Here is a 26,123-nt window from a genome sequence, read left to right on the forward strand (position 1 = left end):
AGGCGGAACCACCTCGGCGTGACGTGGAGAACACCCACCATGCCGCCGCGATGACCGGTTCGGCCCACAAGCCGTCTGGTGATCACTCCACGAGCACGTCCCGGGGGCTCAGGACGTTCATGGTCGCGACCCCTCCGTGGTCGTCGAACAGGGCCAGGAGATCCTCGGTGACGAACGCCTCGTCGTAGTTCATGAACTCGCCCGACGCGTCCGCGTATGCGAGCATCGTGGTCAAGCCGACCGCGTCGACCAACTTGGCCCCGTCCTCCGGCCGAGCGAGCTGCTGCCGGATCCGATCACCCACCCGCCGGGCACTTCGCGCCTCTCCTGCGGCCAGCTCGGCGGCTTGGTTCGGCAGACTCGTCCACACCCCGGTGATTTGGAGTAGCTCTCCGTGGCTGGCCAAATCGCTGAAGGAAGTCGTCCGATTGTCCGCTCCGAACCACGAGCGGATCCCGTCCGCCGAGACGCGGCGCAACGGGACGACGGGGTCGGCTAGCTCAGCTCAACCCGAATTACCGGAACGGCCCAGTGAAATGCCGCTCTGCTGAACAAGATCGACGATCACCACCACGTACGGTGTTCGAGCCGGTGGAGGCGGACGGGATTGCGTCCGCCCCCACCGGCGGTGTCCGGCCGGTCTCTGCCGGGGCATCGCCGTGCCCGTTGAGGCGGGCGCGGCGGCGGGACGGCCGGAGTTTGAGGGCGCGGAGACAGCGCCGGAGGGAGCGCGTGCGGGCTGGGCTGCGGGGCACGGCGGGAAAGCGGGGGCGACCAGGAAGCGACAGCGCGGGCACGGGCTCGCCGGTGGCAGCAGGCACGAGCCGGTGTAGAGCTGGTGGCCGTATAGGGCGCGGTGCCAGCCGGCGCCGCAGCCGAGGCCGCAGGCGCAGTCGTCGAACGGCGTTCGAAGGCGTTGAGTTCATGTCAGTTGTGGCCGGTATCTGACCACAACCCTGGCTACCGTCCGGGCATGACCGCCAATTCAGACCGGAAGATCGTTGTCACCACGCCCACCGGCCAGGTGGGTTCCCGAGTCGTGCGCCTGCTGCTCCAGGCCGGTGTGCGGCCGACCCTGCTCCTGCGCGACGCGGGCAAGCTCGACCCCGAGACCCGCGCGCGGGTCGATGTCGAAGAGGGCGACCAGGGCGACGCCGACTACGTCGTCCGCGCTACCCGCGGGGCCGATGCGCTCTTCTGGGTGAATCCGCCAACCTCCGACGGCGCCGCGGGTTACGACCGCCAGGGGGCGAACGCCGCGCTCGCCGTCAAGACGAACCACATCGCGCACACCGTTTTCCTGAGCAGCGTCGGCGCGGAGAAACGGCACGGCGCGGGGGAGATCGACGGCCTGGCCCGCACCGAGGAGCACCTGAACGCCACCGGCGCCGCCGTGACGCACCTGCGCTGCGCCTACTTCTTCAGCAACCTGCTGATGGAGGCCGAGTCGCTGCGGGCGGGCGTGCTGCGCACCCCGTGGCCGCTCGACTACGCGATGGGCTGGGTCGATCCGCGCGACATCGCCGAGGTCGCCGCGGTGAAGCTGCTCGCCGCGAACTGGCAGGGCGTCGAAGTGCAGGCCGTGCACGGGCCGGAAGACCTGACCTTCACCCAGGTCGCCCGCATCCTCGGCGACGTGCTCGGCCACGAGATCAAGGCGGAACACATCGCCGCCGACGAGTTCCGGTCGATGCTCCGTTCCGTGGGCCTGCCCGAAGCCCAGGTGGACGGCATCGCGGGCATGTCCGCCGGGCTGAGCAGCGGGTTTGTCCCCGAGAACCCCCGGAGCGTGCTCACCACCACCCCGACCACGCTGGCCGCCTGGGCACAGCAGCACCTGCTCCCCGGATAGGCGGCCGCGAAAATTCCGCGGGAAGCTGTCGAGAGACGATGCCGCCCGTTCGTCACCCCGGCGAACCATCCCTTCGACGCTGAGGAGCGACCATGAAGTTCGCCATGCTGATCTGCGGTGACGACCGCGAGTGGGCCACCTTGTCCCCGGCCGCCGAGGAGGAGGTGATGAAGCAGGTTTTCGCCTGGTTCGAGCGCTGGCAGCCGGCTGGCAAGGTCGCCGAAGGGGGCATCGAGCTGCAGCCACGCGACACGGCGAAGACGGTACGCGCGGGCGCTAACGGTGAACCGGTGATCACCGACGGGCCGTACCTGGAGCTGAAGGAGGTCGTCGGCTCGGTGATCGTGCTGGAGTGCGACACCATCGACGAGGCCGTCGAGGTCGCGGCGACCTGGCCGCTCGCGCCCGGCGTGAGCGCGGTGGAGGTCCGCCCGCTGCTGAGCCGCGAGTGACGGCGGCGCTGGGGCGCCGGTCTCACCGCCGGCGCCTCAGCTCGCCCACCCGGCGCGACATCAGCTCACGTTCGGCCGGGTTCGTGGCCAGTTCCAGGGCTCGTTCCGCGGCCTCCAGTGCCTCGGACGGCCGGTCGAGCGTGGTCAGCAGGTCGGCACGGGCGGCGTGCCACAGGTGGTAACCGGCCAGCCGCTCGCCGAGCGCGTCCACCTCGGCGAGCGCCGGGGCCGGGCCGACGGCGAACCGCGTCGCCACCGCCCGGTTCAGCAACACCACCGGCGACGGATCCAGCGGGTACAGGCGGTCGTACAGCGCGCGCACGTCGGCCCAATTGGTGTCCTGATAGGACGGTGCCAGCGCGTGCAGGGCGGCGATCCCCGCCCGTGCCTGGTACGGCCCGGGTTGCCCCAGCGACACGGCTTCCTTCAGCCGCAGCACCGCGCGTTCGATCGCCTGCCTGTCCCACAACCGCCGGTCCTGCTGTTCGAGGAGCACGATGCGGCCCCACGAGTCGAACCGCGCGGCGGCGCGGGCGTGGTGCAACTCGAGCAACGCGGCCAGGCCCCCGACCTCCGGCTCGCGAGGCAGCAGCGCGGCGAGCTGGCGGGCCAGCTCGACCCCCTCGCGAGCCAGTTCCCGCCGCTGGGCCGACCGGCCGCTGGACAGGTAGCCCTCGTTGAACACCAGGTAGATCACCGCGAGCACGGCGGGCAGCCGGTCCGCGTACTCGTCCGGCCACGGCGGCTCGAACCCGATGCCACGCTCCCGCAGCTGGCGCTTGGCCCTGGACAGCCGCTGCGCCATCGTCGGCACCGGCACCAGGAACGCGGCGGCGATCTCGGCCGTGGTCAGCCCGCCCGCCGCGTACAAGGTGAGCGCGACGCGCGCCGGTTCCGCGAGGTCCGGATGACAGCACGCGAAAACCATGGCCAGGCGGTCGTCCACCCCGGGCTCCGGCGGTGGTTCGGCGGCCACCCTGGCCAGCTTCTCCCGGCCGACCGCGTCGCGGCGCAGCCGGTCCAGCGCCTTGCGCCAGCCCGTGGTCACCAGCCACCCGGCCGGGTTGTCCGGCACGCCCTCGGTTGACCAGCGCTTGAGCGCCTCGGCCACCGCCTCCGCCAGCGCCTCTTCGGCCCGGTCGAAGTTCCCGAGCCGGCGGCTGAGCGCACCGAGCATGCCGCCCGCGTCCGCCCGCCAGACCCGCTCGACCAGCTCGGTCACTTCGTCCACGGTGCCGGTGCTGGTCAGGAGGCGCGCAGGAAGCGGTCCAGGACGCGGGTGCCGAACTTGAGGGCGTCCACCGGCACGCGCTCGTCAACGCCGTGGAACAGCGCCGAGAAGTCCAGGTCGGCGGGCAGCTGCAGCGGTGCGAAGCCGAAGTTGCGGATGCCCAGCTGCTGGAATGCCTTCGCGTCGGTGCCGCCGGAGAGCATGTACGGCAGGGTCCGCGCGCCCGGGTCCTCGGCGAGCACCGCGGCGGTCATCGCGTCGACCAGCGCGCCGTCGAAGGTGGTCTCGACCGGCGGGAGTTCCATCCACTCCTTCTCGATGTCCGGCCCGAGGATCTCGTCCAGCTCGCGGTTGAACGCCTCGATGCGGCCGGGCAGGATGCGGCAGTCGACCGCGGCCTCGGCCACCGACGGGATCACGTTCGACTTGTAGCCCGCGGTGAGCATGGTCGGGTTCGCGGTGTCACGGAGCGTAGCGCCGATCATGCGTGAGATGTTGCCCAGCTTGGCGACGGCGCCCTCGATGTCGTCGTCGGGGAAGTCCCAGCCGGTGATCTCGGTGACCCCGTCCAGGAACTCGCGGACCGACGGGCTCATGACCAGCGGGAACCGGTGGTTGCCCAGGCGCGCGACGGCCTCGGAGAGCTTGGTGACGGCGTTGTCGCGGTGGATCATGGAGCCGTGGCCCGCGGTGCCGCGGACACGCAGCTTCATCCAGCGGATGCCCTTCTCGGCGGTCTCGATGAGGTAGGCGCGGACGTTGTCCTTGAGGGTGATGGAGAAGCCGCCGACCTCGCTGATCGCCTCGGTGGCGCCCTCGAACAGCTCGGGGCGGTGATCGACCAGCCACTGGGCGCCGAACTTGCCGCCGGCCTCCTCGTCGGCGACGAAGGCGAAGATCAGGTCGCGGGGCGGGACGATGCCGTTGCGCTTGTAGTGGCGGGCCAGCGCCAGCGTCATGCCGACCATGTCCTTCATGTCGACCGCACCGCGGCCCCAGACGTAGTCGTCCTGGATGGCGCCGGAGAAGGGGTGCACGGACCACTCGGACGCGTCGGCGGGGACGACGTCGAGGTGGCCGTGGATCAGCAGCGCCCCGCGGCCGGGGTCGGCGCCGGCGAGCCGGGTGATCACGTTGTGCCGGTTCTTCCCGCCCGACTCGACGTACTCGATCTCGTAGCCGACCTCGGTCAGCTTCTCGGCCACGTACTCCGCGGCCTCGCGCTCGCCGACCAGGGTGTCGGGGTCCCCGGTGTTCGTACTGTCGATCCGGAGGAGTTCGCTGGTCAGCGTCACGGCTTCGTCGGCGGCTGTATCGATCAGGCTCGGTTCGGTCACCCCGCGTTTCTACCACCCGCCGAGCCGGATGATCTTGCCACCAGCCCATCGGCGGGCGAACCAGCCCCCCGGTTAACGGCGGTTGGCGGATCGAGTAATCTGTTCCCCAGCAAGTCCGAGTGGCGGAATGGCAGACGCGCTAGCTTGAGGTGCTAGTGCCCTTAACGGGCGTGGGGGTTCAAGTCCCCCCTCGGACACTCTGGGGATTCAACTCCCTACCGATACACAGAGCGGACGCAGTCGGCTCTACCCAGGTCGGCAGCTGTCAAGCATTGGATTGTCCGGGCCCTGCGCTCGGTTGAGTGCCACCGCCTCTCGGCTACCCAGATCGTCGGTCTTGCCGATCGAGCGCGATTCTCTCGATCATGCTGGCTGCCTCCGCAGGGTCCTCGTGCTCCCAGACTCTGATGACAAGCCAGCCCGCTTCCTGCAGCCGAGCGTCTGTGTCGCGGTCACGCAGGGCAATGCCGCGCAGCTTCAACCGCCACCAGCTCCTGTTCGCCCGCGGGAGGTGTGCGTGCTGCGGGCACGAGTGCCAGAAGCAGCCATCCACGAAAATCGCGACTCGGGCACCGCGCAGCAGGATGTCCACCCGTCGGCGCGGATTGCCGCCCGGGACAGCCCGGTCCGCAACGAAGCGCAAGCCACGCCTGTGCAGTGCCCTACGCATCGCGAGTTCTGGCCTGCCACCAGACCTGCGAGTTCGACGCATCACACGCGCGGTCGCTGGAGACGACGCGGGAGGGGCGGGCCCCGGATCCAAGTGCTTGTACACCACCACAGCATCCCGGCGGGCACCGACAGTCTCGCAAGTACGGGCTCCCGGCGGTATCCCGATCAAGGTTTCGAGACGACGAAGCGAGTCGTTTCCTTCAGCGCTCCGACGGAGATCGGCTAGCCTTTCAACTCCGGTCGAAACTGGACCCGGCTGTTCCGGGTGAACTGTGACCCACCCTGGTTTGGCTGTTAGTCGTTGGTTTTGGTGGCTGGTGGGACCCGGCCGAGGTCTCGGTCTTTGAGGCGGTAGCTGTCTCCCTTCATCGAGATGACCTCGGCGTGGTGGACGAGGCGGTCGATCATGGCCGCGGCGACGACGTCGTCGCCGAAGACCTCGCCCCAGCGCCCGAACGGCTTGTTGCTGGTGACGACCAAGCTGGCCCGCTCATAGCGCGAGGAGACGAGCTGGAAGAACAGGTTCGCCGCTTCGGCTTCGAACGGGATGTAGCCGACCTCATCGACGATGATCAGCGGGATCCGCCCGAGCTTGACTAGCTCGGCCTGCAGTTTCCCGGCGTGGTGAGCGTCGGCCAGGCGCGAGACCCACTCGGCGGCGGTGGCGAAGGCGACCCGGTGCCCGGCCTGGCAGGCTCGCATCCCCAGCCCGATCGACAGGTGCGTCTTCCCGGTTCCGGGTGGGCCGAGGAACACCACGTTTTCCTTGGCGGTGTTGAAGTCGAGGGTGCCGAGGTGGGTGATGGTGTCGCGTTTGAGCGAGCGTTGATGGTCGAAGTCGAACTCCTCCAGCGACTTCCGTGACGGGAACCGTGCCGAGCGGATCCGGCCCTCCCCGCCATGGGACTCCCGGGCGGCGACTTCGCGTTGCAGACAGGCGGCGAGGAACTCCTCGTGCGTCCAGTTCTCCGCCCTGGCCCGTTCGGCGAGGCGCTCGACGGCCTGGCCCAGCGAGGGGGCTTTCAGGGCGCGGGTGAGGTAGGCGAGCTCGCCGGCGACGTTGCGGCCGCTGGTCTTGGCGGTGGTTTTCGCGGTGGCCATCAAGCGATCCCTTCCTCAGCACCGTCCAGGCCGAACAAGCGGTCGTAGTCAGTCAGGGCCCGGTGCTCGACGCTGGTGTCGACCTTCGGAACCGCGACCAGCCGGCGCGCCTGGCGCATCTCCGCAGCCGCGGCCGCGTGAACCGGGTCAGTGATGCTCTGGTGATCGGCCCAGCAACGGGCATGCCGGGCGACCTCGACGTCCTCGCAGGTCACCACCACCTCGTCGAGACCGGCGGCGAGGTGGACACGACGACCGACGTTGGGATGGACCGAGTAGTCGTTCGAATCCAGCCGCAGGTAGTGATCCCGCGGCAGCCGGCTGCTCGATCGCCAGCCGGTCACCGGAGCGACCGGCGGCAACGCAAGCATCGCGGTGCGATCCGCGGCCCAGCGATCGACCGGACGGCAGCCCAGCCGGCGATGCCGGCGCTGGTTGGCCCGCTCGAGCCAGCCCGTGAGCTGGGCGTTGAATCGCCGGAGCTGGTGAACGAACGGCCGGGCAGGAACGAGGTCTCCAGATAGCCGTGGACCCGCTCGACCAGGCCCTTCGCTTCCGGGTCACCGGGCCGGCACTGGATCACCTTGATCCCGAGCGTTCCGCGGAAGGCGTTCATCGCCTCCGTGAGCTGCGGCTTCCCGCCCCGCCACTGCCCGATCGCGGACTCGTTGTCCCAGACCACGCCCTCGGGACACGTCCCCAGCCCGAGAGCAGGTGCCAGTGCCCGGCCAGCAGATCCGGTGACTGCCGCGACGGCAGCATCACCGCGGTGATCATCCGCGAATAGCCACTGACCAGCACCAACCCCGCCGGACGACCGGTCTGGCCGAACCCGAGCGGGACGTCGGCCGGCGGGAACCACAGGTCGCGCTGGGCCAGCTCGCCCGGCTGGTACTCCGTCCGCGACGCCGGATCCACGGGCTTGAACAGCGGCCGCAGCTGCTGGACCCGTTCGAAGAACACCGTCTTTCCGCGTTCCCAGCCGACCCGTTCCATGATCACCGTCGAGGGCATCTCCGGGAACTCGGCCAGCAACGCCCGGATCTGCGGCTCCACCGCGTCGACGATCGAGCCCTTCGCCGGCCGCTCATAGCGTGGTGGCTCATGCGCTTCCAGCGCCCGCCGCACCGTGTTCCGCGCGATCCCCAGCCGCCGGGCAATGGCCCGGATTGTCATCCCCTCGGCGCGATGCAACCGGCGGATCTCCGCCCAGTCCTCCACGTTCAACACCTCATGATCGTTCACGGGTGGGTCAAGGTTCACCCGGAACCAGAGGGTCAGTATTCAGCCGGAACTGACACAGCCGAAAAGCCAACGTCGCAACACCGTCGAACGCTGCTCCCAGAAGGTTAAGACATGGCGCGGCCTGGCCACCCGCTAAGACAAGACACCGCAAAGCTACGAGGCCGGGTTGCATCCACGAGGAGCAACCCCTGTGGCTGAAGCACCTAACCCGACCCACATGATCCGAACCCCAAACAGCTCCTAGATGCAGCACAGGTCTTTGTACATCCGCGTGGTGCGGTCATTTTGTCTGGCGTCAACCGCCCAGCCGTGCATCTGATTTGTGGAAGCTCACAGCCAGCGTTCGACGAGGTGACGGGGCGTGTCCGCTGCCACGTACCAGCATTTGACCGTGGGATCCCAACGGGCTTTTGCGGACTTCTTGGCCGCCTCCTTCTCCTCGTACGGCACGTTCAGGTACAACCGGGCGGCGCCGGTGTCCCTCTGCTGAGGCGTGCGTTGCCTCCCAGGACGAGTGGGACTGGCCGGGCGGTCAGGTCGAGCACGTTCGACGATGCGGCGCACCCGTTCGCAGGCTCCGGGATCGGTGATGCGCATCATCAGGTCGGTGAGCCCGGTCCCGGCCAACAGGTTGAGTGACCCGTGCCAAAGCACCTCATCGTCGATGATCACGACCTTCTCGTGCATGCGTTCACGCTGGACCACGATGCAACCTGCCGCGTCGAGCACGGCGATCAGCCGCTCGGATTTGGTTCGCTGGGATGGTCGCGTGTGGATGGTTACGCGCAAGCCGTCGTCAATGCGAGGTTTCAGTCGCGAGAGCCAGCGCTCGACCGGAGCGGGGTCGAGGAACGCGCAGTAGATGTCGATGCTGCGCCGCGCGTGGTCGATGTCCCAAGCGACGGCGCGCGGCACTTCGTCGGCGGGGAAGAAGGCCGGCCGGCTCAGTTCGTCGGGACCGAGGCTGGCGAGGTCATCCGCCGCGCGGAACGGCACGAGATCACCGACGTCGAGCCGGTGTGCATACTTCTGCAAGTAGTCGACCAAGCGGGCGGCTTCGCCGTGGGGCTTGAGGGTCCGGCTCAGGAAGTCAACGTCCGCGACCACGACGAGGTGGTCTTGCGCGCGGCTCACGGCCACGTTGAGCAGTCGAGATGTCGCGGAGGACAAGCCCACGCCCTCGTAGAAGAATCCGACTTTGTCCCCGGCGCCAGCGACGGTGTCGATCACCACCAGGGGCCGCTGGCTACCCTGGAAGCGGTGTACGGTGTCTACGACGCCGTCGTAATCAACACCGAACCGGTAGGCGAGGCTGCCCTGCAGCGCCCTGACCTGGTCGCGGTAGGGAGTGATGACCGCCATTCGATTGGACGGGTGGACTTCGGGCGGATGATCGTCTTGTTTACGCACAGGCAACACGCCGTCGTACTGAAGGCCGCGGACAAGTTCGTGGATCACGGCTTCGTGCACGGGGTTGACCTTGTGGCCGACTGAGCCACCTCGAGCGGCCGTGCGGCGGGAGGCGGTGTCGACCAGGATCAAGGGAGCCCCCAGCAACGGCGACGGGGGCAGCCGACTGGCGTCCCCCCGACCTGTGACCAGGGGTGCATCGGGGTAAGCGATGGTGTTCACGACCGCGCAGATCGCCGGACGCATGCGATACTGGGTGTTCAGTCTGACCAGGCAGTCACGGGGCCGGACCCGCCCGCGGTCGTCGACCATACCAGCCGCGTGGAAAGCGTCCCGATCCATCCAGCGCTCGGAGTGCGCCTTCACCTCCTGGGTGGCCTTGCGGTCGCTGGATGCCCGGGTGACCGCAGGCAGCTGTCGAAAATCGCCCGCCACGACCACCCGCTTCGCCGCCAAAGCTGCCGCGTACCACGCAGAAGGGAGATTGACCATGCCTGCTTCGTCGATGACGACGGTGTCGAACTTGTTGATCAGGGATCGCGACTGCACCGCTTTGGCCACCGTCGTGCCCATGACCCGGCAGTTCCTGCGCACCATTTCCTCGATGGTACGGAGTTCCTCCTGCAACACCTCGAGACGTTCCCGAAGACTCGCAGCTGTGGCGGCGAGTCGTTCGGCGGGTGCGATCCCAGACAGTTGTGGCCGGAGCCCGCTACATTTGAGCGACACGGCTTCCGCTTGCGCTGTGAGGCGTTGCTGTTCGGCGGTGGCGAACTGGCGCTGCCCCCAGGAGTCGGCTGCATCCCGATCAGCAGCCTGTAGTTGATACAGGAGTTCGTCGCGTCTCCGTGCCCTCCGGCTGGCGAACATACCGGACGGTACACCGATTTCGGTGAGCTCGTTGCGCAGGAGGTTCGCTATCCGAACGGCTGAGTCGGCTCGTGCCGCCGCTGCAGCGGCGTTCTGTGCGCACTGCGCGGCACTGGCCCGCAGCTGCTCGAAGTTCTGAGCGAGTTCGGCATATTCGACGTGAAGCGCCAATTGCTCGTCGGCAACTGCGAGACGAGGACGCAACACGGATATTTCGTCGGACAGGGCAGCGCTCAAACGCGCCACGATCTTGTCCGGTTCAATCTGTTTGCTGTACTTATCCTTGAGAGAACTGACCGCGATGTCGCCGAGCCGCTGGACGAGCCCGTCGGCGAATCCGCTCTCGGCATTGAGTAGCGTGCACAGCCGTTCCATGGCCTGGTCGACAGCGACCTTGGTCGGTGCGAGGAACAACACCCGATGCCCCTGTCGGTAGCTGCCCTCCACGATGTGACCGACGACTTCGGTTTTGCCAGTGCCGGGCGGGCCCCAGACGAACGCCAGTTCGCTACCGAGTGCGCCGACGACGGCGGCACGCTGCCGGTCATTCAGCTGCAGGCTCCGCCAGTCGTGCACGTACCGCTCCGGCTCTGAGCACGGCGCAGCGGCTGGGATGTTCCGGCCGAGCAGCCATCCGGCTGTGGTCAAGTTCAATCCGGTGGATCCGGCGGCGGCCTGCTCAAGTTGTTCCGCGAGCACGACCAGCCCAGCCGTGTCGTCCTCGCGGAGCTCGGCTTTCATGCCCAGCGAAGTTGGCGTACGCAGCCGCAGCCGAGCCTGAGCCACTGCGACCAGTTCCGCTGACTCCCAGGCGGCGCCCGTCCGGGGCCGCACCAGCAGCGGCTTTTCGGCGAACGACTCCTTCCAACCGCGGGTGGTGAACGAGTATTCGAACTGCACGCCGTCGCCGCCCGTCACCCGACCATCGGTCAACGCCACCTTGTCGAACCCGGTCTCCGCACCGATCGTCGCGTCGATCTCCGCGCGGACCGCGCGCAGCAGTTCACTGATTGCCTGCTGAACCTCGTCCGTCTCAGCGGTCACCCGATACCTCCCCAGTCCCCACAGCGCGTGCCGTCGGCAACTCACCGTATCGTGTGTCACCAGTCGAACGTCACCGGTCTGACACGAGTGGCCGCCTCGAGAGCACTCATTGCCGTTTCCGATATCACAGGTAGTTTCATCGCTGACTCGTTCACCAAATCGGCCTATCTCGGTCACGACACGCCTACGCCGAGGCCGCCTCTTTGGTAGAACGACCTACGCTAACGAGCGAATCAACCGCGCTACGCGTAGTCGATAAGGTGGAAACGTATGCTTGGTGCACGATTCCGACCTCGGACACGAGAGCGTCCATGTTCCTACAAACGTGAACCGCGTTCGCGCAGGAATGCACGATGCACTGAGCCTTTTCCATCTTGGTTAGTTGGGGAGGTGTTCGAGGGTGAGGATGGCGTGGGCGAGTGTGGTGACGCGGTGGGTGCTGCAGCGGGCTCGGGTGAGGACGCGCCAGTTTTTGAGGGTGGCGAATCCGCGTTCGCCGCGGCTGCGCACCCTGGCCAGGGCGTTGTTGGCGGCTTTGTAGGCGGGCCCTAGTTCACGTTTGGGCTGGTGGCGGTTGCGGCGGTTGCGGTACGGGGTGATCACCCCGGGGGCGACCTGGTCGTAGCCGCCATCGGCCAGCAGCCGCAGCCCGGCCTGGCGGACCTGCTCGCAGATGCGGTGGTGGCGGGCGGCGGCGGTGTCGTTGATCGCGCCGGGCAGCCCGGGCGAGAGCCACAGCAGCTGGCCATCAGGATCGGTGAGGGCCTGGAAGTTGATGCCGTGGTAGCGGTGTTTACCCGAGAAGAAGGGCTTGTTCGCGGCAACGCGGTCGATGCGGACGACGGTGCCGTCGATGATGGTGTAGTTGTGCCGGGTGCGGGCCAGCCGTCGGAGGGCGTCGGTCAGGGTGGGAGCCTGGTGGGCGAGCAGGGTGATGGTTTCGTGCAGGTAGCGGCACACGGTGGCCACTGCGATGCCGAACCCGGCGGCGAGGCGGTGGTAGGTGTCGCCGTTGCGCAGGTGGGCCAGGGTGAGCAGGGCTTGGCGCTGCGGGGACAGCCTGCGCCAGCGTGAGCCGATCGCGCGGCGGTGGGTACGGATGATCCGGGTCAGCTCGCGCAGTGTCTGGGTGGACACCGGGATCACCGAGGGGTAAGAAAGCACAACGAAGCTCCTGGTAGCGCATGTTTCTTGGTCGATACACGCATCTACCAGGAGCTTCGCCCTGTCCAGCCCAGCGACACACCCTCACCAACCCACATCAGGTTGGAAAAGGCTCACTGTCGCAGCTGTATCGCCGTTCGCGTAGCGGTATCGGAACCAATTTTTGGTACAGTCACCCTATCTACCGGGTTGTGCTTTAGGTTATCACTGAACGACGAAACGCGTGGGTTCTTCAAGCACCTCTGCTGCCGCATCGACGTCCGCAAGCCGTGCTGCCAACGTAGCCATGGCGAGCCGGTGCGGCAGGGCCTCGCTGAACTTCAGCCCGTCCAGTGCTCGCTCGTCGATTTCTGGCAGGCACAGGCGCTGGGCGGCGTCCGCGACGCCCGAGTGCCACATATCCCGATCCAGGTCGGAACGGAGCCGGACGGACACGTCGTCGAACCGCTGCTTCTCGTCGGTCAGGTGCCCCAAGGTTGCGGTCAAGGTGGCGTTGGCGCGAAACCCCGCCCACGTCCACCAGCGCACGTCCAAGCCCTGCCTGCTGATCACCGTTCCACCGGGATGAACCGAGCCGATACGGTCTTCGCGCAGTTCCGCCATGACCCGCATGGCCCGCTGCGTCAGCTTCACCGGCGGGTCCTCGCCGAGCAGCACGTCGCGCGCGGTGCGGGAAAGATCGAATCCCACGCCACCGATGCCCGGGGTCATCCAGCGTGCGCGGCCTCCCGACTTGGCAGGCTCCACGAAACATCGGCGCCGTTTCCAGTCGATCCACGTGACCTTCCAGCTGCGTCCGCCCAGCAACAGCAAGCGGGGTCCGTCAACCTTTTCGGTGAGCAGCGCCGGATCGGTCCGACCGATCTCGCGGCGCCCTTCGAGGACGGTGAACTGCGGCGGAGCCGTGAACACCGCGGTCATCCCCATGAAGTGTTGGCGGCCGAAGCGACGTTCGGCCTCGTCGCCGATGAACAGGAGCTCACCGTCTTGGTCGAGGAACCCCTCCTCGACCAGGTGACGCGTGATCGGCTCCGCGCTGCGGTCGAACGGCGCGAGCTCGTTCCAAGCCTCGCTCCACAGCCTGTTGCCGAAGGAGTGCTCCTGCAGGCACAAGGCCAGAATCTGCTGTGCGACGATGTGGCGAGGCTCAGGTGGTGCGTGCACCGGCTCGACGAAACCGCGGCTCCACAGCAGCACCAGCGCGTACGCCCACAGCAGCGAGTTCTCGTCAAGGGCGAGGAAGAGGCAGTTCCGAGTGCCGCCAGGTCGGCGACCCGTCCGGCCCAGGCGCTGCAAGAACGACGCCACGGTGGACGGGGCGTTGACCTGGATGACTCGGTCGAGGTCGCCGACGTCGATACCCAGCTCCAGGGTGGAGGTGGACACGATGACGCAGTCCCGCGCTTCGGCGAACGCCTTCTCGGCTTGTCTGCGTTCGTCGAGCGAAAGGGAAGCGTGCGAGAGGTAAGTCGTCACGCCCCGCTCACGCAGCGCGGCCCCGATTTCCTCGACCAACTGCCGCGAGTCGCAGAACACCAGCCGTTTTTCGCCGCGGTGCAGGGCAGCGATCACGGTGGCTGCGTTGTGCACCGAGCCGACGTAGTCGATCTCCAGGTCGCCTGGCGGCGTCGCCCCGGGCGCAGGTTTGGTGTCGGGGGCCACCACCCGACCTTCTCGTGTGGTGCGGTTCGACCCCTGCAACCACGTCACCAGCTCGTGCGGATTGCCGACCGTCGCGGAAAGCCCGATGCGCTGGATCGGCACGCCGGCGATCCGCGTCAGGCGTTCGAGCACAGCGAGCAGGTGCCACCCGCGGTCGTCACCGGCGAAAGCGTGCACCTCGTCGACCACGATCGCGCGTAAATCGGCGAAGAGCTGCGTGTGATCGACGTTGACGCTGACCAGCATTGCTTCGAGTGATTCGGGCGTGGTGAGCAGCAGGTCGGGTGGGTCGCGGAGGATCGCGCGACGGGCGCTTGCCGTGATGTCGCCGTGCCAGAGCCCGACCCGCCTGCCGAGCCATGCAGCATAGGTCTCGAGCCTCGGCAACAGGTTGTTCAGCAACGCCTTGAGCGGGCACACGTAGAGCACCGACAGACCGGTCCAGCGATGTTCCTCCATCGCGCTCAGCAGCGGGAAGCAGGCCGCTTCCGTCTTGCCGCCGGCGGTCGGGGCGAGCAGCACCGCGTCCTGGCCGCCGAGGACCGGCTCAATCGCTTGCTCCTGCAGCGGTCGCAGCGACCGCCAGCCCAGGGTGTTGACGATGTGGTGCACCAGCGCCGGATGCAGCCGCGTCAACGCATGGGTCACGGCAATTCCAGGTCGACGTCGTCCGCGCTCGCGGCGGCGTTGCGCTCGGACTCGGTCAGCTCCGTGCTCGACACGGTCAGCGCGTAATGGACTCGGGGGTCGAAGTCCCCGAACTCGTCGACGCGGTCCAGCACGTCGGCCACGAGCTTGCGCAGGTACAGCCGCGGCGCGACGCCCACCTTGCCGCCGAGTTGACCGGTCAGCGCCGAAGCCAGGCTCCGCAGGTACGCGTCGTCGACCACGGTGGCGATCCGGTCAGGATGCTGCGCGACGCTCGCATACAGCTCGCGAACCCGTTGGCCCAGCTCGACGAGCCGATCCAAGTCGAAACCCAGCAGCCGCAACTGCACGGCGCGTGGCGAGTCGAACCGGGCGTCGGTGCCGAAGTCCGTTGCCAGCCGTTGAGCCAGCGGTGGCAGGCGCTGCACACCTTGCTGGCCGTCGAAGAACGCCGGTGTCCCCGTCATGATGACGAAGAGCCCGGGGAATCGACCGGCGTCGATTTCGTCGAGCAGCTGCCGGAGCGCGTTGAGGCCCTTCTCTCGCACGTCGCCGCGCACGCGCTGCAGCGTTTCGGTCTCGTCCAGCACGACGAGGAGACCGGGGTGCCCGCAGTCCCGCAACACGGTGAGCAGTCCCTGGAGGAAGCCGAGCGCCCCGAAATGGTCGAGGTCCCCGCGCACCCCGGCGGTCCGGCGAGCGGCCGCGGCGACCGACTTCTGCCCTCCGAGCCACGCGATGAGGGCCTCCGCAGTGGGGTTGTCCCCGGCGGTCACGGCCTGCTGGTAGCCCCGCAGCGCCGCGGCGAAGGCGGGGGTGGTCCGAGCTACTTCCGCAAGACGCTGCTCCATCAGCCGTTCGACTGCCGCGGCCAACGCCTTCTCATCGTCCTCGGCGACGTCACCGGCCTCGATGACCTGTTCCTCGAGGGTGTAGAGCCAGGAGTCGACGACGGCCCGCAGTGCGCTGGGCTGGTGGCTGGCTGTGGTCAGCCGCTCGGTGAGGCGTCGGTAGACGGTCTCCAGCCGGTGCAGCGGTGTCTCGGTCTCGGAAATCTGGATCTCGGTGGTCGCGAGTCCTCGTCGTTTTGCGCGTTCTGCCAGCCAGCGTGTGAAGAACGTTTTTCCGGACCCGTACTCACCGCGCACGGCGTGGAAGGTCGCGCCCCCGCGCGCCACGGTGGCGAGATCCTCGTCCATCGCGCAGACGAACCGGTCCAAACCCACCGCGAGCAGGTCGAGTCCCGACTGCGGCACCGTGCCGCGCCGCAGGGCGTCCACTGCCTCGCGTCGCCGCGCCTCGCTGGCTTGTACGGTCATCGCACTCGCACTCCGAACTGCGTCTGCAACATTTCTCGATCAAGCTTGACACTGCGATCCCCGTCGCGCAGCGTCAGCACCGGGTAACCATCGACGTTCACCAAACGCTCCAGAGTCCTGACGAAGAATTCTGGGCGGCGCGCGGCCCGGCCGGCCCGTTCCGCGACCGCGCTGAGCGAAAGCGACCCGTCCGCTTCGAGCAACGCATCGATCACCGCCGCCACGACCTGCTTGTCCGGCGCCTTCGGGACGAAAGCCCGTTGGGCGGCATAGAGATCGGTGGCCACGACCCGGGTACCGACGGATTCGTCCGGCGCCTCCACCGCGAACAGCGGTACGGCCGGTTCCGGCTCGGGCTTGCGTCGGCCGGGCTTGCGAGCCGGCGCAGGTTGCTCCGGAAGCACCGTTCGCCGTGGCTCCCACCAAGCGGGGGTCACAGCTTCGGGCGACAGAATGTGCCACCCGGCCGGTACGAGTTCGTCGGACGGCAGGAGGACGAGGACGGGCACGATCATCTCGGCGAGCGAGGCGCCGCCGTGGTAGCCGGACTTCCGGGAGGTGTAGCGGATGTCCTCGCGCCACGGCACGGTCACCCGGCCGCCGAGCAGCACGCGGGGTCCAGCCAGCTCGATCTCGTCGTCGCCCGCCGGACCGGTGCGCCATCGGGCCGACGTCCCCTCGGCCTTCGATGGCTTCTCCGTCGATGACCGTTCCAGGACGTGTCCGTGGTCGGCGACGAGCACAACCGGCCGCCCGTATCCCCGTGCGGCGTCGAGGAGCTCGGGCAGGTACGTGATGTCGCGCGTCGACCAGCCGGCGCGCTCGCCCTCCTTGCCGTGGTCCAGCGCGTCGTCGATCGTGTTGAGGACGACACCGACGACACCGTCGCCGGCGAGTGCGGTCAGCAGTCTCTCGGAGAGCCGCTGGCCGGCTTCGCCCGCCAGGTCGTTCTTGTGGAACAGCGCGGCTTCGCGCCGGTGCTTGCGCCAGAACGCGGCGAAACCGGCACGCTCGACCGATTGGTCACCGACGCTCGGCACACCGGAAAGCAGGCTTGCGCGGCCCGCACGGGTCACCGAAGGGAACACCGTCACCGCGGCGACGCGTTCACCCTGACGTGGCGAGGCTTCACGCCAACCACCGGCGGCGGTTTCCTCGCCGATCGCGGCGCCAATCGCGGTAGTCATCCCGTCGAGGACGATCACCAGCGGCGTGCGCCGGCTCGCCACAGGGCGAACGACGGTGTCGAGGACGTCCTCGATCAAGAGGCAACCACCAGGGTTGGTGCCGGACGCGCGGGGAACCCAGCTGGCCAGCTGCGCGGCGAACTGCTCGTCGAGCCGGTCGCGCCGGTTGCGGGCAGCCTGGTGGAGCGCCCGGTACGCCTGAGCGACGGCGGGATCGCCTCCGGTGTCGCCGACCCACAACGTCGTCAGGGCGCGGTCCACCCACGCCCAGTCCATGACCTGCCGGTTCGCGGCGAGCGCGGCGGAGCCGACGTCCGGAAGCGGCAATGCGAGCCATCGGTGGACCCGTACTGCCATCTCCGCCGTTTTGAGGCGTTCCGGCTCCAGCCGCGCCAGCCCGTGGTCACGGGCTTCGTCGAGTGCCCGTTCGACCGCGGTGATGCTGCTCTTGACAGGGGTCGGTGACAGCGCACCCGCCAGCGTGCCCAGCGCGGCTGCGTAGCTGGACGGAAGGAACCGGCTGTCGCGAAGAGCTTCGGTGAGGTGCGCGCTCGCGGCGAGCTGATCGGCGCGGTTCGCGACGTCGGTGATCCGCTCCCGGGCGAGCCTCCCACCGGACTCGGCCTCGCTGAGCCAGCGCTCCAACGTTCCCTCGACCGCGTCGGTGAAGGCGCGCAACGCCGGCGGCCGGACACCTGCCAGCAGCCCGCCGAAGGCGAGCGCGGCTTCCGGGGAGGCGTCCGGACGGGTCGCGACCGTGCCGACCAGGCCGAGCGGCATGGCGTCGGCTGCCTTTCCCGCGGCCGCCAGCCGCAGGACGATCGGAGCGACTTCGCCGACCGAACCGGCCAACCAGTCGGTCATTCCGGCCTGCTCGGCTGCGGGGAAGCGCGCGAACCGGTTCGGCCCGGTCGGATCGAGCGACCAGGCGAGCAGGGCGCCGGCATCAAGCGCGTCCTCGCGCAACGTGCCGATACCAAGCCGGGCACCGATCAGCGAGCGCATGGCTGTGTCGCGCGTGAGCACCGACCCGCTGCGGGGCCAACCACCCGCCGGTTCAGCGTCCAGCAGCGCGTCGATCAGCCACGGCTCGGCGCGGACGCGCGGGTCGAGGTCCGCTGCACCGAATCGCTGCGCCACGATGCTGGCGCGGTCCGCGGTGCGGGTGGAGCGCCCGAGCGCGTATCCCCGGATGTCCCAGCCGAGCTGGGCGTCGTCGACGCTCGTGGTCACCACGAGGACATCGTCGGCGCCCCGTTCGGTCTGGTGCTGCTGCCACGCTTCGACAATCCCGAGCACCGAGTGCTGATCGGTGATGTATACCCGTTTGTGGTCTTGCTCGGTGCTCAAGACGAAGTCGCTGCTCCCGTCCTCGTACCGGCCGTAGATCAGCACGAGTCGGTGCTCCTTGGCCTGCGGCAGCCAGCCCGCGAGCAAGGTTTCGATCATCCGCTTGGTCAGCTGCGGCGTGGCGGTAGTCACGATCAGTCCTCGCCCGCGATGCGCCACTCAAGAACGATATCGACGCCGGGGTGGTCCTTCGCGTAGTCGCGAATCTCGGTTGAGAAGTCGTCCAGAATCGCTTGCAGCTGCTGCTCGACCACGCTGGCCGTGATCCGGCGCGCGGCCGGCTTCGCCCGGCCGCCGGCCGATTCTGGGTGCTCCGTCGGATGAGAAGACGGAGCGTCCTGCGGGAAACTCGGCTGTTTCGGTGACGGGGTCGGCACTGGGAGAGGGGCCGTCACGGCGGCAAGTCGTGCGGCTTCCTCGATCAGTGCGATGGCACGGCGGCGGATATCGCCCAGTACCGGAGCCAGCGAGTGAGTGAACTCGTCGCTGGCGGCAGTGTCGCTGATATCGTCCAGCAGCCGCCGGGCCTGAACGCCGACGGCGTCTTCCCGCTCGACGAACCGGCGCACGGACTCGACGAGGTTCCAGTCAACCCGGTCGAGCGCGTCGAGCACCTGCGGTGCTGTGGCGATGGCATTGCCAAGCACCTGGTCGTTCACGTCGTCGTGGCCTGCGCCGGCCAGTTCGCGCACGATCGCCATGGCATCGCGAGTGGCCGACAGTCGGGCGAGCAGATTGGCGGCGTAGCGCGCGATCGTGATGCGAGCGGCGGTCGCGGGCACACCCAGCTGATCGGCCCGCGTCTCCAGCGCCCGGCGGAGGTTGTTGACCGCTGTCTCCAGGCTCGTCACCTTCTCGCGCACGTCGGACGCGAGGCGGGTGACGTTGCGGGCGACCAGATGTTCAGGCACGTTTACCCCGAGCAGCGCCGACGCCCGAGCGCGCGCAGTGGCGAATTCGTCCGCCGATGGGAGTTCCTGAGCCCGCAACGCGTGCCCGGGACCGATCTTGTCCAGCTCCGGGGCCTCGCGCAGCGGCGAACCGTGCAAGACCCAGGCGCGGTCGGACAGCAGAGCGTAGGTCGCGATGATCAGGTTGGCGACAACCTTGTCCAACCCGGTGTAGCCGAGCTCCTCGATCCACGAGCGGATGTTCTCGACGGAGTAATCGCCGTCCACACCGCGCTGTCCGGCCGCCTGGTCGATGCGGCGACGCCACTCTGCGGAGACGTTGAGCGGCCCGTCGGAGACCTCGCCGAGCTCGAGCGGATGCACGATCCGCCGAACCAGCGCCAGCTCTGACCGGTCGACCACGATGCGCCGCTTGCCCTCCTCCATCGCCTGCGTGATCCAGCCGAGGACGGTCTTGAGCTCGCCGACGGTGATCGGCTTGCGGTTCCCGGTCGTGTCGAAGTCCGGGTGCTTCGGGTACAGCGCGGAGAACAGGCCGTCCGCGAGGGTGAGCCCGTTCTGCTCGAAGCCTGCGCCAGCGGCCAGCCGTGGTGTGTGGCCCGGCCACAGGGAGAGCACGTGTCCCTCCTCGCCGACCTGCGCACCGAGCGTGGACTCCTCGGCCCGCGCAATGCCGTAGACCTGCATCAGGGACGCCGTGAGCTGTGATTCGAGGGTGTCGGCCTGGGCCTGCAGCTGGTGGCGGATCTTGACCCGGTTGTCCGCGGACATCTCCCCCGCGTAGTCGTCGAGCCGGTTGCGCTCGAGCAGGTAGTGGATCTTGAGCAGTCGCCCCAGCTGGTTGGACTTCTGCGCCGACAGGAAATGCGGGATCCAGGTGATAGTGGCTGCGGCGAAGCCCTCACGCCGGAGCCGGTTCACCCGCGCGACGTCGTCGCTCGGTGGGTGGCCGTGCTGGTCGAAGGGGTAGTCGAGGATGATCCTGATCCGCCCCGGCACGCTGGGGCTGAACTGCACGTCCGGCAGGTCCTGGCTGTCACGGATGTTGGCGAACACGAACTCCGCGGTGCGACGCGTGCCCTTCCACACAACCTCGCGGTCGCAGACGAACTCCTCGACGTCGCGGATGCCGAGCTTCCTCCACAGCTGGCGCTTGGTCCAGATCCGGCGGGCGCCGATCGAGTCCTGCTCGCCGACGGCGTCCAGTAGCGGTTCGATGTCCAAATCGGACAGTTGCAGGCGGAACACCGGGTCCTCGTCGCCTTCGGAGCGCAGCTCGCCGAATTCCGCGGCCAGCTCGCGCAGCCGGGTGACCACCATCGTCCCGGGCGCGACGGTGCGCGAGCGGATGGAGCCGTGGTTCAAGGCGGCCAACCGTGCCCCGGTCAACCGCGCCAGCGCGGACACGTCCGGCGCCAGCGCGGCCAGCATCAGCGTCTTGACGAACCGGTCGTCGGCGACGAACCGCATGTCGGTCTCACTGCCGTACTTCTCCAACAGGTACGCCCGCACCTTCGCGTGGAACCGGTGCGCTGCGGCGGATTCCTGCCGCAACCGCTCGGTGAAGGCTTCCCCGATACCGTCGGCGAGGACATCCCAAAGATCACCCAGCGGGATCAGCTCGCCGAGCCTCATGTCGGCGCGGCGCCGGTACAGCATCTCCTGCAAGAGCTTCAGGCCGGTGCGTTCGCGCTGGAGGGCTCCAGATAGCGCGACGAGCACGTTGAGCAGAACGGGGGAAAGCGGGTAGACGGCGCGGAAATCTGTCCAGTCGGCGCCGGTGGCGCCGTTGGCGTCCAGCAGGACGTCGCGCACGGCCGAGTTCGTCGACTCGATGGCCGTGAACGCACCTTCTAACGCGGTTTTCGCTTGGGGTGTCTTCGGTTTGAGGACGCGTTCCTTGATGATCGCCGGCAGGTTGCGGTCTTCCAGTGACACGATGTCGAACCGCTCGGCCAGGTACTGCACCTGCGCCTCGAGGTTCTTCACGTCCGCACCGGTGACGTCCTCGCCGACCAACTTGGACAGGTCCCGCTGCCGGGAGATGAAGGAGACGATCGGCAGCGCGCGGTCGGCGTTGCCGGATTCGATCAGCTTGACGAGCTTGCTGACCTGCGTGTTGACGAACTCCTGGTCGGCCATGTGGGCCTGCAGCCAGAGGATCAGCTCGTCTAGGAAGAGGACAAGCCCGTCGTAGCCGAGGCCGCGGGCGTGGCGGCTGATCACTGACAGGCCGTCCTCCAGGGGGAGGAACGCCTCGGCATCGCCCGTGGCACCACGACTGTACGCCGACATTGGTCCGGACAGCAGCGCCGAGACCAAGGCCTCGCGCACCGGGTCGCCCGCGGGAGCGCTGAACGCATGATCGAGTTTGGCGGACGTCCAGGTGCGGACGGTGGTGCCCTCGATGACGTCCAGGTCGTCGACGTCGTCGAGGACGTCGTCCGCGGTGGCCGGCGCTTCGCTGCCCAGCCACTCGGCAAACCGCGCGTCGTCGCCGAGAAACTCCCGCTGTCCTCGAGCGTTGTGGAGCATCGCATCGGCGCGGTAGACAGCCGGGGTGCCCTTTTTCGGGTGCAGTCGGCGCACGGTGCTGACGTAGCCGCCGAGGATAGCCGAGTCGATGTCGGTGGCACCGACCAGGTGGTAAGGCACCATGAGAAACTTCTTGCCTCGCAGCCACTCGTCGTGCTCGGCGATCACCGGCTGCAGCCCGGCCTTGGCGCGGGCGACCGGGTCGTTGTTGAGCACCGCGTGCAGCACGGTCAGGAAGTGGCTCTTACCGGAACCGAACGAGCCGTGCAGGTACGCCGCATGGGAAGCACCGTCCCGCACGGCGGCGCGCACGATCGACAGCGCCTTGCCGAACGCCTGCTGGAGCTGATCGGTCACCACGTACTCGGCGACGCGGGCGTCGGTCTCGACGAAACCCTTGGTGAGGTCGATCTTGAAGTCGCCGGCGTGGACGGAGTCCGGGATGTCGATGACGTCCCGCAGGTACATCTCGGCTCCGCTCACCGCTGATCACCCTTTGCGTTGCTGGTGCGGCGCCCGCGGCGCGGGGCCTCGGGACGCCATGCGGTCAGGTCCTGCATCGCCAGCTGATGCTTGGTCAGCTGCTCGTCGAGGAACGCCTGGTATTCGTCGGCCGGTACCCCGCCCCACTCGGCGTCGTACTCGCCGTGCCACTGCTTGACCCACGGCATGACCTCGGCAAGCCCGGCCAGCAGCGGCTTCAGCCGCCCGGCTTCCCAGCCGGCTTCCTGGGTGCGGTCGTTGATGACGTTCACCAGCGCCTGCGCCTGGTCCTTGTGGTCCCAGCCAGCCCAGCCGAGCAGCAGTGTCGGGTCGCCGTCCGGGCTCGCCTCGGGGTAGGAGATGAAGCGTTCCTTGGGCACGTCGAGCTTGCCGCGCTGGGACCAGTAGCTGGTCTTGCGGAAGTCGGCGGAGGTGTACTTCGGGGGCACCGGAATGTCGAGACGTTCGCCTGTTCTGTCTTCTTCGCGCTGCTGCTCCCAGACCTTCTCCCACTGCGCGCGCTTGCGCAGCCCCGGATCTTTGTATCGCATCGCGGCGAGGAACGGCACGTGCTCGTCGGCGATGATCTTTTCCAGGACCTGAACCAGCGTGAAGTCACGTTTGCCGAGATGGTCGGCAGCGTAAAGCTGTGCGACCGAGTGCATGTCGACGTCGTTCCGGAACGCGTCGGCGAGCTGGCTGATCGTCAGCGCCCGCGGCTGTTCGAAACCGTCACGCAGACCGTACCAGAGGTCGCGTCGCTCACAGCGGTCCAGCAGCCAAGTCTCGAGCGCCTCGGCTTCCTTCTTCTCCCACGGCTGCGTCGCCCACCGCCGCTTGCACTCCGGCCGCTCGATCAGCGCGATGTCGCGGCGCTGCTCGATGATGTCGATCCGAGCCTGCACGATCTGCCGGTACCACTCCGGCCAGTGCGAAGGAATCTCGGTGATGGGTGTTGACCCGTGGCGCTCGAACCACGCGGTCTCGATCTCGCCCACGGCGGCCTTACGCGCCAACACAATTTCAAAGGCCCGCTCACCAAGGCGGATCTCGGGAACTTCGTCGCGGTCGGCGGCGGAGAGCCGCGCGAGATCGCCGAGCGTCAGCAGCCCGTACAGACCGTAAGTGTGCCAGTCAAGCTCTTCCTGAAGTGCCACCATCCGGCTTCGAACATGCTCGTGCTCAGTCCGCGTCTTGTCGAGTCGTTCCCTCGATGGTACCTCGCTACCGCACAACGCTCCCGGCTCGAGCGCCGCGAGTTGCTGAGCGAGGAAATCCAGACTCCTGCCGAACTCGAGCGGCAGTTCAGCAGGAAGTGGAAAGCGCGCGACATTCGTACCGTTGAATTGATGGAATCGCTCCCATGCGGCGCTCGTTATCCCGCCACCTTCACCGCGGTTGCCCTTGTCATGACAAACCTGCCTAAGCCAAAAGCAGCCCGCAGAGGAGTTGAGTACGCCCAGCAGTGCCAGGTGATCATCCTCGCTCGCCCCCTCTGGCAACTTGATCACCGGCGCGGTCTGCTTAAAGATCCTTTCGTCACGATCGAGGAAGAAATGGTTATGTGTAGCGACTTCCGCGAATGAAATTGTCCAGGAGTGGGCCCCATGTGCCGGAGTCACCTGATGCCACTCGTACCATGGCCGACCGTCGTCGAAGTAGGTTTCTTTGCTGAAGGTCATTCTGTTGCCAAGGCTTGTTCGGCAAGGCCATATCCACCGATTGGTCAAACCCAACGCGTCAAGCGGCAGAAGTTCAAGATCATAAGAATACGGAAAGAAGCTGAACGTATTATGAGATGCTCGCCAGTCCCGAATCTCGTCGCCAAGTACGAGTTGTTTTATGTGTTCAATTTCAGCCGCGCGACGCAGCCAGGCTTCACGAGGCGTGAGCATAACGTCATCCCCGCCAGGGATTCCGAAAACTCCAATTCGTGAGGATCTATGCACAATGATGTCGGGGCAGTCGCCAAATAGCTCCATGACATCACGTGCACCTCCGCCACTCACGCTCCACGGGTGACCCGCGAACCGCTCTCGTTCAGCATCTTCGACCGACACCCATTCCGACTCACTGCCCGGCTTGTAAACCTGCTGCACGATCGCTGACCAGACCAAGCCGTCCGCGGGAATTTCTGGTTGCGCTGGCTCACCCCGCTTTCCGAGTACCGCGCGGATCGGGTCTTTCTTTCGCCCGATATTGTTCCGTCCGACGAGAATGACCGTTGGTGTCCCGTGACCAGGAATGTAAGCGCCGGAACTGTCTATGATGTGAGTCAAAGAGACGCGCTGCGCGAGGAATACATCAATCAATTTCTTGCCGAACTCGCGTTTCATGAATGAGTTCGCAGTAATCTGCCCGACCCAACCCGCTCTTCGATCCGACCCGCCGGTTCGGATGGCCAGGTCGAATAGTCGCTGTACAAATGGTACAGACAATGCATACTTGCCTGAACAAACCTTGTTGTAGACCTTGCGGTAGTTCTCGTTCTCCTGCTTGTCCTTCACCGTTATGTACGGCGGGTTGCCGACCACCACGTGGTATGAACCCACCCCGAGCAGGTCACAGGAGCCGACGAACTCGTTGACGTCCTCGGTGCGGTACGTGTGCCGCTCGTCAGTGGCGAACAGACCTAGTTCGATTTGTTCCCAGTTCACGCCACGACCATGCATCAGTGAGTCGCCGGCTGCGACGTTGATCGGGAACACCGGCGCCTTCGTCAGACACGTTTCGCCGCCTGCGTGTAATGCGGCGATCAGCAGGCGGAACCGGGCGATGGACACCGCGAACGGGTTCTTGTCGCAGCCGTGCACTGACTCCAGTGAGCGTTTGATCAGCTCCCAGTCGTCGGTGCCGGGTTCGGCCTCACGCCACTTCGCGAGCAGACGCTGGAAGATGCCCAGCAAGAAGTGGCCGGAACCGCAGGCCGGGTCGATGGTCCGCAGCCCCTTAAGCCCGAACTCGTCGACCGCAGGTTCCAGCGTCAGGTCGAGAATAAACTCCTCGACGAACTCCGGGGTCTGCAACAAGGCATAGGTCTTGCGGGCGTGCTCGGAGAGATCCTGGTAGAGGTCGCCGAGAAACCGGGTGTCCCAATCGGCATCGGTGAAGTCGTAGCGGAGCTCTTCATCGGGGCGCCGCCAGAACTTCAGCAGTGAAGTCGCCGCCTCGTACGACGGAGTGATCTCCCACAGCGGGTTGTGCCGCTTGTCGAAAAGTCCGGCGGCTGTAGGGTGTGCGTCGGCAATGTGGTTGAAAGCCGCGATCAGCCAGTCGCGGTCGTTGTGGCTCGTGAATTTGCTGGTGTATGCCTCGTGGTGCTCCTCTGCCTCCCTGAGCCGTTCGCCGGGACCGGAGATGAACGGCTGCTCGATGAGCCCGTTGTCCTCGCAGAACCGCACGAACACCGTGCCGAGCACCCACGCGGCCGCGACTTGGGTGACCCGGGCATCGAGCCACGACTCGTAGGTCGACGCGGTGCGTTTCTTCTCGTAGGCGTCGTCGTACTCGGCCCGCAGTGCGGTGGCAAACTCGGGCTCCTCGCCGGCGCGTTCCCGGAGGTCGTCCTCCAGGATCAGCACCTGGCGCTGCAGGTCCTTCATCAGCTGCTTGCCGTCCACTGCGCGCCCTGCCGTCGTCACCGGTTGCCC

14 protein-coding genes, 1 tRNA gene and 1 pseudogene are annotated in these 26,123 nt (G+C 67.3%); 3 read left to right on the top strand and 13 right to left on the bottom strand.

Annotation, left to right across the window (positions count from 1 at the left end; translation table 11 throughout):
- Positions 1–82 precede the first annotated feature (82 nt).
- Positions 83–304: a hypothetical protein gene (locus A4R43_RS09265; RefSeq protein WP_113691948.1), complete on the bottom strand. Its 222-nt coding sequence runs from the start codon at positions 302–304 to the stop codon at positions 83–85.
- 669 nt (positions 305–973) lie between these two features.
- On the opposite strand from A4R43_RS09265, the gene A4R43_RS09270 reads away from it, so the two are divergent.
- Both A4R43_RS09270 and A4R43_RS09275 read left to right on the top strand, forming a co-directional pair.
- Positions 974–1,852, top strand: coding sequence for an NmrA family NAD(P)-binding protein (locus tag A4R43_RS09270; protein WP_113691949.1), 879 nt, complete (start codon positions 974–976; stop codon positions 1,850–1,852).
- 92 nt (positions 1,853–1,944) lie between these two features.
- Positions 1,945–2,304 carry a YciI family protein gene (locus tag A4R43_RS09275; RefSeq protein ID WP_113691950.1) on the top strand — a complete coding sequence of 120 codons (360 nt, stop codon included), beginning with the start codon at positions 1,945–1,947 and terminating at the stop codon, positions 2,302–2,304.
- A 22-nt stretch (positions 2,305–2,326) separates the two neighbouring features.
- Here the strand turns inward: A4R43_RS09275 and A4R43_RS09280 are convergent, their stop codons facing one another.
- Positions 2,327–3,526 carry an RNA polymerase sigma factor gene (locus A4R43_RS09280; RefSeq protein WP_335645151.1) on the bottom strand — a complete coding sequence of 400 codons (1,200 nt, stop codon included), beginning with the start codon at positions 3,524–3,526 and terminating at the stop codon, positions 2,327–2,329.
- 23 nt (positions 3,527–3,549) lie between these two features.
- Entirely contained in the window at positions 3,550–4,872 is a 1,323-nt protein-coding gene (locus A4R43_RS09285; RefSeq protein ID WP_113691952.1) for a M20/M25/M40 family metallo-hydrolase, read from the bottom strand.
- 113 nt (positions 4,873–4,985) lie between these two features.
- Between A4R43_RS09285 and A4R43_RS09290 the strand changes: the two genes are divergently transcribed.
- Positions 4,986–5,069 (top strand) — tRNA-Leu (locus tag A4R43_RS09290).
- Between the two features lie 122 nt (positions 5,070–5,191).
- On the opposite strand, the gene A4R43_RS09295 is transcribed toward A4R43_RS09290, so the two are convergent.
- The 10 genes and pseudogenes from A4R43_RS09295 to pglX all read right to left on the bottom strand — a co-directional run bounded on the left by A4R43_RS09295 (position 5,192) and on the right by pglX (position 26,075).
- Entirely contained in the window at positions 5,192–5,584 is a 393-nt protein-coding gene (locus tag A4R43_RS09295) for a PDDEXK family nuclease (protein WP_113697454.1), read from the bottom strand.
- Between the two features lie 254 nt (positions 5,585–5,838).
- The gene (gene istB / locus A4R43_RS09300) at positions 5,839–6,645 is read right to left on the bottom strand and encodes an IS21-like element helper ATPase IstB (protein ID WP_113691953.1); all 807 of its coding nucleotides are present in this window, start codon (positions 6,643–6,645) and stop codon (positions 5,839–5,841) included.
- Positions 6,645–7,875 (bottom strand): annotated as a pseudogene (gene istA / locus A4R43_RS09305) (IS21 family transposase). Before istA ends, istB begins: the two are co-directional and overlap by 1 nt.
- Before the next feature lie 345 nt (positions 7,876–8,220).
- Positions 8,221–11,214, bottom strand: a complete 2,994-nt coding sequence (locus tag A4R43_RS09310; protein ID WP_205215283.1) for an AAA domain-containing protein — start codon at positions 11,212–11,214, stop codon at positions 8,221–8,223.
- A 378-nt stretch (positions 11,215–11,592) separates the two neighbouring features.
- Entirely contained in the window at positions 11,593–12,378 is a 786-nt protein-coding gene (locus A4R43_RS09315; RefSeq protein ID WP_113691954.1) for a transposase family protein, read from the bottom strand.
- A 204-nt stretch (positions 12,379–12,582) separates the two neighbouring features.
- Positions 12,583–14,688 carry a DEAD/DEAH box helicase gene (locus A4R43_RS09320; protein ID WP_113691955.1) on the bottom strand — a complete coding sequence of 702 codons (2,106 nt, stop codon included), beginning with the start codon at positions 14,686–14,688 and terminating at the stop codon, positions 12,583–12,585.
- Positions 14,685–16,007: a BREX system ATP-binding protein BrxD gene (brxD, locus tag A4R43_RS09325; RefSeq protein WP_113691956.1), complete on the bottom strand. Its 1,323-nt coding sequence runs from the start codon at positions 16,005–16,007 to the stop codon at positions 14,685–14,687. The genes A4R43_RS09320 and brxD overlap by 4 nt, the downstream gene beginning before the upstream one ends.
- On the bottom strand, positions 16,004–18,676 hold the full coding sequence (gene pglZ / locus A4R43_RS09330) for a BREX-2 system phosphatase PglZ (RefSeq protein WP_335645152.1): 2,673 nt from the start codon (positions 18,674–18,676) through the stop codon (positions 16,004–16,006). The genes brxD and pglZ overlap by 4 nt, the downstream gene beginning before the upstream one ends.
- 2 nt (positions 18,677–18,678) lie before the next feature.
- Positions 18,679–22,473: a BREX-2 system ATPase PglY family protein gene (locus A4R43_RS09335; protein ID WP_113691957.1), complete on the bottom strand. Its 3,795-nt coding sequence runs from the start codon at positions 22,471–22,473 to the stop codon at positions 18,679–18,681.
- Positions 22,470–26,075: a BREX-2 system adenine-specific DNA-methyltransferase PglX gene (gene pglX, locus A4R43_RS09340; RefSeq protein WP_113697457.1), complete on the bottom strand. Its 3,606-nt coding sequence runs from the start codon at positions 26,073–26,075 to the stop codon at positions 22,470–22,472. Before pglX ends, A4R43_RS09335 begins: the two co-directional genes overlap by 4 nt.
- Between the last annotated feature and the right edge of the window lie 48 nt (positions 26,076–26,123).

Source organism: Amycolatopsis albispora (assembly GCF_003312875.1).
In the GTDB taxonomy this organism is placed as follows: Bacteria; Actinomycetota; Actinomycetes; order Mycobacteriales; family Pseudonocardiaceae; genus Amycolatopsis; species Amycolatopsis albispora.

What these genes read in the sequence shown, in the direction of transcription:
- brxD (WP_113691956.1), bottom strand. Translation starts at nt 16,007, where the DNA reads ATGACCGTACAAGCCAGCGAGGCGCGGCGACGCGAGGCAGTGGACGCC.
- A4R43_RS09275 (WP_113691950.1), top strand. Translation starts at nt 1,945, where the DNA reads ATGAAGTTCGCCATGCTGATCTGCGGTGACGACCGCGAGTGGGCCACC.
- A4R43_RS09270 (WP_113691949.1), top strand. Translation starts at nt 974, where the DNA reads ATGACCGCCAATTCAGACCGGAAGATCGTTGTCACCACGCCCACCGGC.
- istB (WP_113691953.1), bottom strand. Translation starts at nt 6,645, where the DNA reads ATGGCCACCGCGAAAACCACCGCCAAGACCAGCGGCCGCAACGTCGCC.
- pglX (WP_113697457.1), bottom strand. Translation starts at nt 26,075, where the DNA reads ATGAAGGACCTGCAGCGCCAGGTGCTGATCCTGGAGGACGACCTCCGG.
- A4R43_RS09295 (WP_113697454.1), bottom strand. Translation starts at nt 5,584, where the DNA reads ATGCGTCGAACTCGCAGGTCTGGTGGCAGGCCAGAACTCGCGATGCGT.